General features: G+C 62.1%; 13 protein-coding genes. 4 read left to right on the top strand and 9 right to left on the bottom strand.

The features are described 5' to 3' along the window. Nucleotides 1-16: 16 nt before the first annotated feature. On the bottom strand, nt 17-217 hold the full coding sequence (locus GTP55_RS06320) for a YdcH family protein (RefSeq protein ID WP_008450659.1): 201 nt from the start codon (nt 215-217) through the stop codon (nt 17-19). Nucleotides 218-332: 115 nt separating this feature from the next. On the opposite strand from GTP55_RS06320, the gene GTP55_RS06315 reads away from it, so the two are divergent. After that, entirely contained in the window at nt 333-1,094 is a 762-nt protein-coding gene (locus tag GTP55_RS06315) for a PP2C family protein-serine/threonine phosphatase (RefSeq protein WP_161044088.1), read from the top strand. A gap of 104 nt (nt 1,095-1,198) precedes the next feature. Here the strand turns inward: GTP55_RS06315 and GTP55_RS06310 are convergent, their stop codons facing one another. The 7 genes from GTP55_RS06310 to GTP55_RS06280 form a co-directional block, all read right to left on the bottom strand. After that, complete coding sequence (locus GTP55_RS06310) at nt 1,199-1,858, bottom strand: hypothetical protein (protein WP_161044087.1); 660 nt, start codon at nt 1,856-1,858, stop codon at nt 1,199-1,201. Between the two features lie 17 nt (nt 1,859-1,875). Then, the gene (zapE, locus tag GTP55_RS06305; protein ID WP_161044086.1) at nt 1,876-2,973 is read right to left on the bottom strand and encodes a cell division protein ZapE; all 1,098 of its coding nucleotides are present in this window, start codon (nt 2,971-2,973) and stop codon (nt 1,876-1,878) included. 69 nt (nt 2,974-3,042) lie between these two features. Then, a complete protein-coding gene (gene lpdA, locus GTP55_RS06300; RefSeq protein WP_161044085.1) occupies nt 3,043-4,473 on the bottom strand; it encodes a dihydrolipoyl dehydrogenase in 1,431 nt (476 codons plus the stop codon). 3 nt (nt 4,474-4,476) lie between these two features. After that, nucleotides 4,477-4,806 (bottom strand): PspC domain-containing protein, encoded by a 330-nt coding sequence (locus tag GTP55_RS06295; RefSeq protein WP_161044084.1) that lies wholly within the window; start codon nt 4,804-4,806, stop codon nt 4,477-4,479. A 54-nt stretch (nt 4,807-4,860) separates the two neighbouring features. Further along, on the bottom strand, nt 4,861-6,114 hold the full coding sequence (gene odhB, locus GTP55_RS06290) for a 2-oxoglutarate dehydrogenase complex dihydrolipoyllysine-residue succinyltransferase (protein WP_161044083.1): 1,254 nt from the start codon (nt 6,112-6,114) through the stop codon (nt 4,861-4,863). A 72-nt stretch (nt 6,115-6,186) separates the two neighbouring features. Then, on the bottom strand, nt 6,187-9,042 hold the full coding sequence (locus GTP55_RS06285) for a 2-oxoglutarate dehydrogenase E1 component (RefSeq protein ID WP_161044082.1): 2,856 nt from the start codon (nt 9,040-9,042) through the stop codon (nt 6,187-6,189). A gap of 214 nt (nt 9,043-9,256) precedes the next feature. Next, nucleotides 9,257-10,174 carry a LysR family transcriptional regulator gene (locus GTP55_RS06280; RefSeq protein ID WP_161044081.1) on the bottom strand — a complete coding sequence of 306 codons (918 nt, stop codon included), beginning with the start codon at nt 10,172-10,174 and terminating at the stop codon, nt 9,257-9,259. A 100-nt stretch (nt 10,175-10,274) separates the two neighbouring features. Between GTP55_RS06280 and GTP55_RS06275 the strand changes: the two genes are divergently transcribed. From GTP55_RS06275 to GTP55_RS06265, 3 genes are all read left to right on the top strand, one after another. Further along, entirely contained in the window at nt 10,275-11,108 is an 834-nt protein-coding gene (locus GTP55_RS06275) for an MBL fold metallo-hydrolase (RefSeq protein ID WP_161044080.1), read from the top strand. Between the two features lie 74 nt (nt 11,109-11,182). Next, nucleotides 11,183-12,472: a leucine-rich repeat-containing protein kinase family protein gene (locus tag GTP55_RS06270; RefSeq protein ID WP_161044079.1), complete on the top strand. Its 1,290-nt coding sequence runs from the start codon at nt 11,183-11,185 to the stop codon at nt 12,470-12,472. A gap of 18 nt (nt 12,473-12,490) precedes the next feature. Next, nucleotides 12,491-12,868: a BlaI/MecI/CopY family transcriptional regulator gene (locus GTP55_RS06265; protein ID WP_161044078.1), complete on the top strand. Its 378-nt coding sequence runs from the start codon at nt 12,491-12,493 to the stop codon at nt 12,866-12,868. A gap of 71 nt (nt 12,869-12,939) precedes the next feature. On the opposite strand, the gene GTP55_RS06260 is transcribed toward GTP55_RS06265, so the two are convergent. Next, complete coding sequence (locus GTP55_RS06260; protein WP_161044077.1) at nt 12,940-13,230, bottom strand: CopG family transcriptional regulator; 291 nt, start codon at nt 13,228-13,230, stop codon at nt 12,940-12,942. Nucleotides 13,231-13,338 lie beyond the last annotated feature (108 nt).

The following is a 13,338-nucleotide window of genomic DNA, read 5'->3' as shown; positions in this document are numbered from 1 at the left end:
GTTGTAACGTTTCGGCTCAGGCCGGAACGTCCGGCACCAGTTGCATTTTCAGCAGAGTGATATGGTCTTTCAGTTGCAGTTTGCGCTTCTTGAGACGGCGCAATTGCAGTTGATCGTGGTGTCCGTCCAGGGTGAGCATATCGATGACCGCGTCCAGATCGCGGTGTTCGACGTCGAGTTCAATCAAACGACGTTGGATATCTTGTACATCAGTCATATTTCTCAGTCAAATAGTTTCACCGGAACAACACGCATTGCAAACACATTGCCAACAAACTGCGACACGGTGCATAGTTTAATCTACGGCGCGTCGGACGCCAACAAATCATCTTATGCGCACTTATAAAATAGAAGCCGGGACCGCCCAGCACATCGGGAACCGGCCGCAACAGAACGACCGCGTTGCGCTATTTACCGCCGCCAGGGCGCCCGGCTACGTGCTGGCGGTACTGGCCGATGGCAATACCAGCCCGATCGGCCCCGATCAGGCGCTGCTCACCAGCAAGCACTTGTTTGACGAATTCCGCGTCGGCGACGCCCCCAGCCTGCCCCGGCTGGCGGAGTTGCTGCGCGATATCGCGCAGGAAGCGCACGCCGTCATCAAAATGAATCCGATTGCCGCCGTGGCCGAACCGCACAGCGCGCTGGCGCTGCTGGTGCTGACGCCGCAAGCGCAACTGGTGTGGGCCCACGTGGGCGACGCCCGCATCTACCACTTCCGCGGCGAAACCTGTTTGATGCGCACCAGCGACAGCGACTACGTCGACCACCTGGTCCACCACGACCAGCTGCCGCCGGATGCGGCCAGAAAACACCGCAGCTCGCGCCTGCTGAATAACGCGCTCGGCAACAGCCTGAAAGATCCGCATGTCAGCACCGGCACGCAGCAAGGCTTGCAGGCCGGCGATTCCTTGATGCTGTGCTCGGACGGCCTGTGGCAGTTGTTCCGTCACGAGGAACTGGCCGCTGCCGTGGCCCGCAACACGCCGCGCCAGGCTGCCGAACGGCTGATCGCCAAGGCGGCCGAACGGGCCCAGGGCAAGGGCGACAACTGCTCGATGGCCATCATCAAGCTGGTGGCGATGGCCAGTTAGCCCGAATCCATCGCGTCATTCCCGCGAAAGCGGGAATCCATCCACCATCGGCAAAATCAACTCAGCATGGGTTCCCGCTTTCGCGGCAACGACGGGTGTCGCCGCTACTTGGTTGATGCAGGCGCCGACGCTGCAGCCGCCTTCTTCTTGTCCGCTTCCGCACGCGCGGCGGCCTGTTTCGCTTTCTCTTCGTTTTCCGCTTTTTTGCGCGCGACTTCCTTCTGGCGTCGCTCCGACTCGGCTTGCTTGCGCTCGAACGCGGCGACATTGGCGCTGCGCTTGGCGGCGTTGGCGGCGTCCTCGGCCTGCTGGCGTTTCAGCTTGGCATCATGCTGGGCTTCGCGCTCCGCCAGGCGCGGACCGGACGATGGTTTCGCCGCTTCGTGTTCTTCCTTGGGTGCTTTCGGCGGCTGGGCAGAGCGCAGCATCGCTTCGTCGGCGTCCTTGCGGGCACGATCGGCCAGGTCGGCGTCGCGCTTGGCGACCGAGTCGGCGCGCTTGAAGTGCTCGGCGTCGACTTCGCGCACGCGCACCTCGGCCAGCGCCGCGCGGCGTTTCTCCTTGGCCTTGTCCAGGCAGTTGGTGACGAAGAAACGGGCCGAGCATTCGCGCTCGCTGGCCGCATATTCGTCGGTGATCGCGGCCCGGTCCTGCGCCACTTTCACCAGCGCGGCATTGGCCTGCTCCACGGTCTGGACGTTCTGGGCCACGGCGGCCGACATCGTCGCCGCCAGCATGGCCATCAAGGTAATCATTGCTTTCATATTCTAAATCCTGTGACTTACGACAGCGATGCGGCCGCAGCGCGCTGTTCGCGGTCCATGTATTCGCGCGACTGCATCTCGACGATGCGCGACACGGTGCGATGGAATTCGTTGGCCATGGCGCCGTTGGTGTACAGCTCTTCCGGCGCCACTTCCGCCGACATCAGCAGCTTGACGCCCTGGTCGTAGAACACGTCGATCAGCCAGGTGAAACGGCGCGCTTCCGACGACATGGACGCCGACATCATCGGCACCCCTGACAATATCACGGTATGGAAACGGCTGGCGATTTCCAGGTAATCGTTCTGCGAGCGCGGGCCGCCGCACAGCGTATTGAAGTCGAACCAGATGATGGTGCCGGCGCGGCGCAGCGCGCGGATTTCGCGCGCCTCGATGCGGATCACCGGATCTTCATCGGCGGTTTCGGCCACGCTGGCGTAGGCGTCGCGCAGCGCCTTGTCGGTCTGCGCGTTGAGCGGCGTGTAATACGCTTCGACCTGCTCCAGCGCGCGGCCGCGATAGTCGATGCCGGCGTCGATGTTCATCACGTCCAGCTTTTCGTACAGCAGCGCGATGGTCGGCAGGATGCGGTCGCGGTGCAGGCCGTCCGGGTACAGCAGCTCCGGATCGTAGTTCGACGTCATGATGAAGGACACGCCGTTGTCGAACAACGCCTTCAGCAGGTTGTACATGATCATGGCGTCGGCCACGTCCGAGATATGGAATTCGTCGAAGCAGATCAGGCGGTATTTCTTGGCGATGCGCTTGGCCACTTCGTCCAGCGGATCGGCGACGCCGCGCAACTCGTCCAGCTGGCGGTGCACGTCGCGCATGAATTCGTGGAAGTGCAGGCGCGTCTTGCGCACCAGCGGCACCACCGAGTAGAAGCTGTCCATCAAGAACGACTTGCCGCGTCCCACACCGCCCCACATGTACACGCCTTTCGGCACCGCCGGGCGGTTGATCAGGCGCTTGAAGGTGCTGGACCGCTGGCCCTTGTAGGCCACCCACTCGTCATAGCATTGCTGCAGACGGGTGATCGCGCGCTGTTGTGCCGCATCGGCCTTGTAGTCGCGCTGGGCCAGCGCGTGGTGGTAGTACTCTTCGACGTTCATGGTTTCAATCTGCGCAAATAAAAACGGCGGGCCATGGTGGCCCGCCCTGCTAGCTACTACAAATCCAGCTTAGAAGTTCAGCGTACGCTTGTCGATCGCCAGCGCTGCCTCTTTGGTGGCTTCCGACAGCGATGGGTGAGCGTGGCAGATGCGCGCGATGTCTTCAGCCGAAGCCTTGAACTCCATCGCGACCACGGCTTCCGAGATCAGCTCCGACGCCATTGGGCCGATGATGTGCACGCCCAGGATTTCGTCGGTGCTGGCATCGGCCAGGAACTTGACCATGCCGGCGGTGTCGCCCAGCGCGCGTGCGCGGCCGTTCGCCAGGAATGGGAAGGTGCCGGCTTTGTATGCCACGCCTTCGGCCTTCAGCGTCTGTTCGGTTTTGCCGACCCAGGCGATTTCCGGCGAGGTGTAGATCACCCAAGGAATGGTGTTGAAGTTGGTATGACCGTGCTGGCCGGCGATACGCTCGGCCACGGCAACGCCCTCTTCTTCCGCTTTGTGCGCCAGCATCGGGCCGCGTACCACGTCGCCGATCGCCCACACGCCTGGCAGATTGGTTTTGCAGTCGCCGTCGACGGCCACGAAGCCGCGCTCGTCCAGCGCCAGGCCGACTTTGTCGGCAGCCAGGCCGTCGGTGTTCGGGGTGCGGCCGATCGAGACGATCAGCTTGTCGAACACGGCGGTGTTGGCTTCGCCCTTGGCGTTGTCGAATTCAACGGTCACGTTGTTGTCGCCCTTGGTGACCTTGTTGATCTTGACGCCCAGGTTGATCTTCAGGCCCTGCTTGGTGAACAGCTTGTTGGCTTCCTTGGCGATCTGCTCGTCCACGGCGCCCAGGAAGGTCGGCAGACCTTCCAGCACGGTCACTTCCGCACCCAGACGACGCCATACCGAACCCATTTCCAGGCCGATCACGCCGGCGCCGATCACGCCCAGCTGCTTCGGCACGTCGCCGATGGTCAGCGCGCCGGTGTTCGACAGGATCAGTTGCTCGTCGAATTCCGCGCCGGGCAGTGCACGGGCGTTGGAACCGGTGGCGACGATGACTTGCTTGGCGTTGATGGTCTCGTTGGCAGGCGCCGAGATCGTCAGCGGGTAGCCGTCAGCGGTGGCGGCGCCAGCGAACGACGCGCGGCCGTGGAAGAACGTGACCTTGTTTTTCTTGAACAGGAACAGGATGCCGTCGTTGTTTTGCTTTACGACGTTGTCTTTGCGCTTGATCATCTGCGGCAGGTTCAGCGACAGGCCGGCGACATCGATGCCGTGCTCCTTGAACGCGTGACCGGCGTGCTCGTAGTGTTCCGACGATTGCAGCAGCGCTTTCGACGGGATGCAGCCGACGTTGGTGCAGGTGCCGCCTGGCGCCGGGCCGCCCTTTTCATTTTCCCACGCGTCTACGCAAGCAACCGAGAAACCCAGCTGTGCAGCACGGATCGCGGCGATGTAACCGCCAGGACCGGCGCCGATAACTACTACGTCAAATTGTTTACTCATTTTTTAATTTCCAATCAGTTCGTCTTCTGGAACGAAGATCCAAAGCAGAATGTAGATGGCGAGACCGAAACCAAAGGTGCAAACGAACAGCACAAACAGCAAGCGCCAGATCCATGACTCGACGCCGCTGACGCGCGCCAGGCCGCCACAGACGCCACCGAGCCAGCGGTCGGTGTGCGAGCGGCGCAGGCGCCACAGGTCGGCGTCGCCGCCGAGACCCGGTGTGGGACCGCTGTTCAGCAGCCGGGCCTTGGCGGCCGCGAACTCGTCGTCCGACAGCGCGCCCGCCTGGTGCAGCTCATGCAAACGTTTGATTTCTTCTGCAACGTTCATTCATGATCCTCTGAGAATTTCCCTGGCCCACACGGGCCAGGGAGCCAGCGAGAATTACAGGTCCAGCAGCAGACGTGCAGGATCTTCCAGCGCTTCCTTCATGGCCACCAGGCCCAGCACGGCTTCGCGGCCGTCGATGATGCGGTGGTCGTAGGACATTGCCAGGTAGTTCATTGGACGAATCACGATCTGGCCGTTTTCCACCACGGCGCGGTCTTTGGTCGCGTGTACGCCCAGGATCGCCGATTGTGGCGGGTTGATGATCGGGGTCGACAGCATCGAACCGAAGGTGCCGCCGTTCGAGATCGAGAAGGTGCCGCCGGTCAGGTCGTCCAGGGTCAGCTTGCCGTCTTTGGCTTTGGCGCCGAATTCGCCGATTTTCTTTTCGATGTCAGCGATCGACATTTGGTCGGCGTTGCGCAGGATCGGCACTACCAGGCCACGTGGCGAACCGACAGCGATACCGATGTCGAAGTAGCCGTGGTAGACGATGTCGTTGCCATCCACCGACGCGTTGATGATTGGGTATTTCTTCAGCGCGGCAACAGCGGCTTTGACGAAGAACGACATGAAGCCCAGCTTGACGCCGTGCTCTTTTTCGAACTTGTCTTTGTACTTGTTGCGCAGTTCCATGACTGGGGCCATGTTCACTTCATTGAACGTGGTCAGGATGGCGTTGGTCGATTGCGACTGGATCAGGCGCTCGGCGATACGGGCGCGCAGGCGGCTCATTGGCACGCGCTCTTCCGGACGATCGCCCAGGTTGGCGGCGGCTGGTGCGGCGACTTGTGCCAGTGCTGGCTTGGCGGCTGGTGCGGCCAGTGGTGCAACGGCTGGTGCTTTGGCGCCGGCGGCCAGGGCGTCGCCCTTGGTCACGCGGCCGTCTTTGCCCGAACCGGCGACATCGCCAGCGCTCAGGCCTTTTTCCGACAGGATCTTGGCGGCGGCTGGCATGGCCACGTCGCCTTTCGAACCACCGGTGGCGGCTGCCGGGGCAGCGGCTGGTGCAGGTGCAGGTGCGGCGGCTGGCGCAGCGGCAGCGGCAGGCGCAACTGCGGCGGCGGTGCCTTCGGTATCGATGATGGCGATCACTTCGTCAGCCACTACGGTGCTGCCGTCGCCCTTGATGATTTCCACCAGGACGCCAGCGGCCGGTGCTGGCAGTTCCAGAACCACTTTATCGGTTTCGATGTCGATCAGGTTTTCGTCGCGGGTGATGGTGTCGCCGACTTTTTTATGCCAGGTCAGCATGGTTGCTTCTGCGACCGATTCCGACAGCTGAGGAACTTTGACTTCGATTTTTGCCATTTGAAAAACTCCGTTTATTTGTTTTTGCGGCGCTCCACCGCGTAGCAGCAGAGCGCTCCGTTCAATGTGTGATTACTTGGTGAGGATGAAGCCCTTCAGCTTCGAGAAGGCGGTTTCCAGCAGCTCTTTCTGTTGAGCGTAATGCTTGTCGTAGTAACCGACGGCTGGCGATGCCGAAGCTGGACGGCCGGCGTAGGCCAGACGTTGACCAGCATCCAGGCTCTCGAAGATGTTGTGCTGAATCTGGAACCATGGGCCCTGATTCTGCGGCTCATCCTGCGCCCATACCACTTCGGCCAGTGCCGGGAACTTTTTCAGTTCGGCGGCGAAGGCCTTGTGCGGGAACGGATACAGCTGCTCAATACGCACGATGGCGGTATCGGTCTGGCCGCGGGTTTTGCGCGCGTTGACCAGGTCGTAGTAGACCTTGCCCGAGCAGGCGATCACGCGTTTGACTTTTTTGGCGTCGATTTTCTCGTCGACTTCGCCGATCACGGTCTGGAACGCGCCTTTGGCCAGTTCCGACAGCGGCGAACCGGCATCCTTGTTACGCAGCAGCGATTTCGGCGTCATGACCACCAGCGGCTTGCGGAACTGACGCACCATCTGACGACGCAGCACGTGGAAGATCTGCGACGCGGTGGTTGGCTGCACCACTTGCATATTGTTGTCTGCGCACAGTTGCAGGAAACGCTCTGGACGTGCCGACGAGTGCTCCGGACCCTGGCCTTCATAGCCGTGTGGCAGCAGCATCACCAGACCCGAAGCGCGGCCCCACTTCACTTCGCCGGAGCTGATGAACTGGTCGATCACCACTTGCGCGCCGTTGACGAAGTCGCCGAACTGGGCTTCCCAGATGGTCAGCGTGTTTGGTTCTGCGGTCGAGTAGCCGTATTCGAAGCCCAGCACTGCCTCTTCCGACAGCACCGAGTCGATCACGGTGAACGGCGCCTGGCCGTCAGCGACGTTTTGCAGCGGCACGTAGGTGCCGGCATCCCAACGCTCACGGTTCTGATCGTGCAGCACGGCGTGACGGTGGGTGAAGGTGCCGCGGCCGGCGTCCTGACCGGTCAGGCGGATGGCGTAGCCCGACGATACCAGCGACGCGAAGCCCAGGTGTTCGCCCATGCCCCAGTCCAGGTTCAGTTCGCCACGGCCCATGGCAGCGCGGTCGCCCAGCACCTTCTCGACCAGCGAGTGGACCTTGAAGCCTTCCGGCACGCTGGTGATGCGCGCGGCCAGACGTTTCAGTTCGGTCAGCGGCACGGCGGTGTCGGCAGCGTCGGTCCATTTCTTGTTCAGGAACGGCAGCCAGTCGACCGCGTACTTGTTCTTGAAGTTGGAGATGACTGGATCGACGGTGTGCTTGCCGGCGTCCATCGCGTCGCGGAAGGCGGCTTGCAGCTGTTCGCCGCCATCGGCCGGAATCACGGTCTGGGCCACCAGTTTGTCGGCGTACAGCTTGCGGGTGCCTGGGTGCTGGCCGATTTTCTTGTACATCAGCGGCTGGGTCAGCGCCGGGGTGTCCTGCTCGTTGTGGCCCAGTTTGCGGTAGCAGATGATGTCGACCACGATGTCCTTGCCGAACTCGGTGCGGTAGTCCATCGCGATTTGCGATGCCAGCACGGTGGCTTCCGGATCATCGGCGTTGACGTGCAGCACCGGCGCCTCGATCATCTTGACCACGTCCGAGCAGTAGATTGTCGAACGGGCGTCGCGTGGGTCGGAGGTGGTGAAACCGATCTGGTTGTTGATGACGATGTGCACGGTACCGCCGGTGCCGTAGCCACGGGTCTGCGCCAGATTCAGCGTTTCCATGACCACGCCCTGGCCGGCGAATGCGGCATCGCCGTGTACCAGGATCGGCAACACTTGTTTGCCGCCGTGGTCGCCGCGGCGATCCATACGGGCTTTGACCGAACCTTCCACCACCGGGTTGACGATTTCCAGGTGCGATGGATTGAACGCCAGCGACAGGTGGACCGGACCGCCAACAGTCGAGATGTCCGACGAGAAGCCCTGGTGGTATTTGACGTCACCGGCTGGCAGGTCGTCGCCGTGCTTGCCTTCGAATTCTTCGAACAGGTCTTTAGGCGCTTTGCCCAGGGTGTTGACCAGCACGTTCAGACGGCCGCGGTGGGCCATGCCGATCACGATCTCTTGCACGCCTTTTTCACCGGCGCGCTGGATGATCTCGTCGATCGACGCGATGAAGGTTTCGCCGCCTTCCAGCGAGAAACGCTTCTGGCCGACGTACTTGGTGTGGAGGTAACGTTCCAGGCCTTCGGCCGCAGTCAGACGCTCCAGGATGTGTTTTTTCTTTTCCGGGGTGAAGTTCGGGGTCGAGCGGATCGACTCCAGACGTTCTTGCAGCCAGCGTTTTTCGGCCGGGTCGGAAATGTACATGTACTCTGCGCCGATCGAACGGGTGTAGGTATCACGCAGGAAATTGAGCAGGTCGCGAAGGGTCGCGGTCTCTGGCCCAAAGTAGGTATTGCTGACGTTGAACACGGTGTCCATGTCGGCGTCGGTGAAGCCGTAGAAGCTTGGCTCCAGCTCAGGGATGCTTGGGCGCTCCTGGCGTTGCAGCGGATCCAGGTTGGCCCAGCGCGAACCCAGATAGCGGTAAGCGGCGATCAGCTGGGTCACGGCGACACGTTTGCGGCCCATTTCGGCATCAGCCGAGGCGGTAACGGTGCGGATTGGACCTGCTTTGGCGCGCTCGGCGAAAGAGGCGATGACGGAGGCGTGGGCGACGTCCGGTTTATTGGAACCATCGACAGCCGGCACGTGTTGCATGGCGTCGAAGTAGGCGCGCCAGTTGTCTGGCACCGAGCCTGGGTTGTTCAGATACGCTTCGTACAGTTCTTCAACGTACGGGGCGTTCCCACCAAACAGGTAGGAGTTGGACGTATATTGTTGCATCATTCTTGCTCACCTTTCTTCGCGTTTCGCGAGGAATTAGCGGGTTGGTCTAACCTTCCGCGACACGGCCTGACCGGTTAGCGGATTGCACATCAAGTTGTGGGGGAAGGGCTTTTGTTCGGGTGTTACCTAAAACAGGTCCTTCAGCATAGCACCGGTATTGTATCCCAACAACCATATGTGCGGAAAAATACCGATGAAACTTGCAGCATTAATGCTAACTTAAGCCGCGCCGATGCTCGCTTTGCTGCCCACTGGCAAACCACGTTAGCAATAAGTCCAGCATGGCACGCAGGGCTGGCGACATGTGCTGGCGCGACGTGTAAATACCATAGATTCCCATGCTTAAGGGAGTGTATCCAGGAAGCAACGCCACCAGCTTGCCCTCTAGGATCAGCGGGCCGGCGCTGTACAGCGGTTGCAGCGCAATCCCGCCGCCCTGCTCCGCCGCCTTCAGCACGATGAAGTCCTCGTTGGCCGACAGGTTGCCGCTGACCGGTACGGACAGCGCCGCGCCGTCGGCGTCGGTGAACTGCCACAGGCTCTTGCCGAAATAGGTGTAGGTCAGGCAGTTGTGGCCGGCCAGGTCTTGCGGCAGTTGGGGCGTGCCGTGCGCCGCCAGATACGATGGTGCGGCGCACACCACCGACTCGCACACGCCCAGCTGGCGCGCGATCAGGTTCGGTTCCAGCGTGTTGGTGACGCGCAGCGCCAGGTCGATGCGCTCCTCGATCAGGTTGACGGCACGGTTGCTCATCTGCAGGTCGACCGAGGTGCGCGGGTAGCGCGTCAGGAAAGTGCTGACGGCGCCCAGCAGCTCGGCCTGCGCCAGCGCCTGCGAACAGGTGATGCGCAGCAAGCCGTGCGGCGTGTCGGCATCGACGCCGGCGGACACCGCCATATCGTCGGCCAGGTCCAGCATGCGGCGGCAACGCGCCAGCGTCAGGTCGCCGGCGTCGGTCAGGCTTAGCCGCCGGGTGCTGCGATGCAGCAGACGCGCCCCGGCCCAGGCCTCCATCTCGGCCAGATAGCGGGTGACCATGGCGCGCGACATGTCGAGCGCGTCGGCGGCGCCGATCATGCTGCCGCGCTCGGCAATGCTGACAAACACGCGGGCGGCGGTAATGCGATCCATGATTCGTCCGATTTATGCAATTAACAAAGCCAGATTACCGTATTTTTCTATCGGATTGAGAAATTTAAGATGGCGTCATTCTTACTTTTCCGGAGTGACCATGTTCAAACAAGCCCTGCTGACCGCCGCCCTCGCCACCACCATCAGCGCCCAGGCGGCGCCGCTGAAGCTCGAAGTATTCAATCCCGGCGAAGCCGCCATCTTCCCGGTGGCCTCGGTACTGGTGACCGGCGACAAGGACGCAGTGCTGGTCGACGCCCAGTTCTCGCGCGCCGAGGCGGTGAAACTGGCCGAAAAGATCAAGGCCAGCGGCAAGCACCTGACCACTGTCTACATCAGCCATGACGACCCGGACTACTACTTCGGCCTGGACGTGATCCACGCCGCCTTCCCCGACGCCAAGGTGGTCGCGCTGCCGCACGTCATCGCCGGCATCCAGGCCAAGAAGGACGCCAAGGTCGCCTACTGGGGCCCGATCCTGAAGGACAACGCGCCGAAAGAAGTGATCGTGCCGCAGCCGCTGAAAGGCGACCTGACGCTGGAAGGCCAGAAACTGAAGATCGAACAGCACTACGTCTGGATTCCGTCGATCAAGGCAGTGGTGGGCGGCGTCGCCGTGTTCAACGGCCTGCACGTGTGGACCGCCGATGCGCAGACGCCGGCCGCGCGCAAGCAATGGCTGGCCACGCTGGACAGCATCGCCGCCCTGAAGCCAGTGACCGTGGTGCCGGGCCACTTCGCGCCGGGCCTGCCGCTGACGCCGGAATCGGTCAGCTACACGCACGACTATCTGGTCAAGTTTGAAGCGGAAACCGCCAAGGCCGCCAACTCGGCCGCGCTGATCGCCCGCATGAAAGCGCTGTACCCGAGCGCCGGCCTGGAAAGCGCACTGGACATCAGCGCCAAGGTCGCCAAGGGCGAAATGAAGTGGTAAGCCCAGGGGCTAAGCGGCCGCCAACGACGGCGGTGAAGTGATACACTGCGCCGTCGTCTTTACCGTCCCCTCTCATGCACACTCTGCAGCAGTTGCGCAGCGGCGCGCTGGCCGGCGTCCAACGCCTGTCGATGCGCTGCGGCCTCACCGAATTCCCGCGCGAAATCTTTGCGCTAGCCGATACGCTGGAAATCCTCGATCTGACCGGCAATGCCCTGACGTCGCTGCCGGACGACTTGCACCGGCTGCACAAGCTGCGCATCCTGTTCTGCTCGGACAATCAATTTACCGAACTGCCGGTGGCCGTGGGCGGCTGCGCGGCGCTGACCATGGTCGGCTTCAAGGCTAACCAGATCCGCGATGTGCCGGCCGCCGCGCTGCCGCCGCAACTGCGCTGGCTGGTGCTGACCGATAACCAGATTGAAGAATTGCCGGCTGCGCTGGGCGAACGTCCGCAGTTGCAGAAGCTGATGCTGGCCGGGAACCGCCTGCGCGCCCTGCCCGACGCCATGGCGCAGCTGCACAAACTGGAACTGCTGCGCATCGCCAGCAACCAGCTGAGCGCGCTGCCGGACTGGCTGCTGTCGCTGCCGCGCCTGACGTGGCTGGCTTATGCCGGCAATCCCTTCAGTGAGCTGCAGGAAGACGCGCTGGTCCACACGCCATCGGCCGCGATCGACTGGGCCGCGCTGACGCTGCGCGACAAGCTGGGCGAAGGCGCATCCGGTGTCATCTACCGCGCCGACTGGCAACGTGGTACTGACGCCGCCGAACCGGTCGCCGTCAAACTCTTCAAAGGCGCGATGACCAGCGACGGCTCGCCGCTGAGCGAAATGGCCGCCTGCCTCGGCGCCGGCGCGCATGCCAACCTGATTCCCATCCTGGGCCATGTTGAAGGCCATCCCGACGGCGCACACGGCCTGGTGATGTCGCTGATCTCGCCGGCCTTCCACAACCTGGCCGGGCCGCCCAGCCTGGACAGCTGTACCCGCGACATCTACGCCGATGGCAAACGCTTCCAGCTGGCCGCCGCGTTGCGCATCGCGCGTGGCATCGCCTCCGCCGCCGCGCAATTGCACGCGCACGGCATCCTGCACGGCGACCTGTACGGCCACAACATCCTGCACGACGAGCACGGCAACACCTTGCTGGGCGACTTCGGCGCCGCCTCGTTCTACGACCCGGCCGGCCCGCAAGCCGCCGCGCTGGAAACGCTGGAAGTGCGCGCCTTCGGCAACCTGCTGGAAGAACTGCTGGACCGCAGCGACAGCGCGCCGCCGGCGTTGCGTGAATTACAAGTCGCCTGCCAGCGAGGCCAGCCGCGCTTCAACGACATCAAAGAACAGCTAGACAATCCGTTCTAGATATTTTATTCTACATCCATGAGTACCAATCTGCCCAAACCGACCGCTGCCGAGCTGGAGATGTTGCGCCTGCTGTTCGCGCTCGGTCCCGCCACGGCGCGGCAAGTGCACGAAGCTGCGGTGGAGACGCGTCCGGACACCAGCTACGCCAACGTGCTGCGCGTGCTGCAAGTGATGCACACCAAAGGCCTGCTGAACCGCGACGAAAGCCAGCGCGCCCACGTCTACTCGCCAGTGCAGGAACAGGACTCGGTCCAGACCAACCTGCTGAAAGACCTGATCCAGAAAGCCTTCGCCGGCTCCGGCAAAGCCCTGGTCCTGGCCGCCCTGCGCGGCGGCCACGTCAGCAAAAAAGAACGCGAAGAAATTCAGGCCTTGCTGGACCAGGAAAAGTAAAGCTAGGGCTGACACTCACGCTGATGCCTCACATAGCCGCTGCACGTCCGCGAGTGCGGCGACTGACCAGATTAGCGATGACATGGGGGCGGCTCTACATCATGCCCCTCCTCCAGCTGTGCCAGCCAAGTATCGGCTTCCGCCATTGTAAGGTGCAGCCCGGTCGCCTTGTAATGCTCCCAGCTCTCCAGAGCAGCCTGCTCGGCGGCAGTCATTTTTTCTGCATGTCCGAGAAATCGCACAATCGCCTCGGAAGCCAGCTGTTCCGCTGTCTGGCCTCTCACCTCGGCAAGCATCTCCAGTTTCTGTTTAATCTCAGCTTCCAGCAAAACAGTAAGTTGAGAAGTGCCAGACTTATTCATATCACCTCCTAAGACACCTACCACCTTAGCATATTCAACTTTGACCAGTCTCTAGCGAACAAGTTCAGCCAGCTGCAAAAAAGTAGCACTACAATGACAGCCTTGCTA

Source organism: Duganella margarita (genome assembly GCF_009857535.1).
In the GTDB taxonomy this organism is placed as follows: domain Bacteria; phylum Pseudomonadota; class Gammaproteobacteria; order Burkholderiales; family Burkholderiaceae_D; genus Rugamonas; species Rugamonas margarita.
This window is presented reverse-complemented; position numbering and strand designations above follow the sequence as displayed.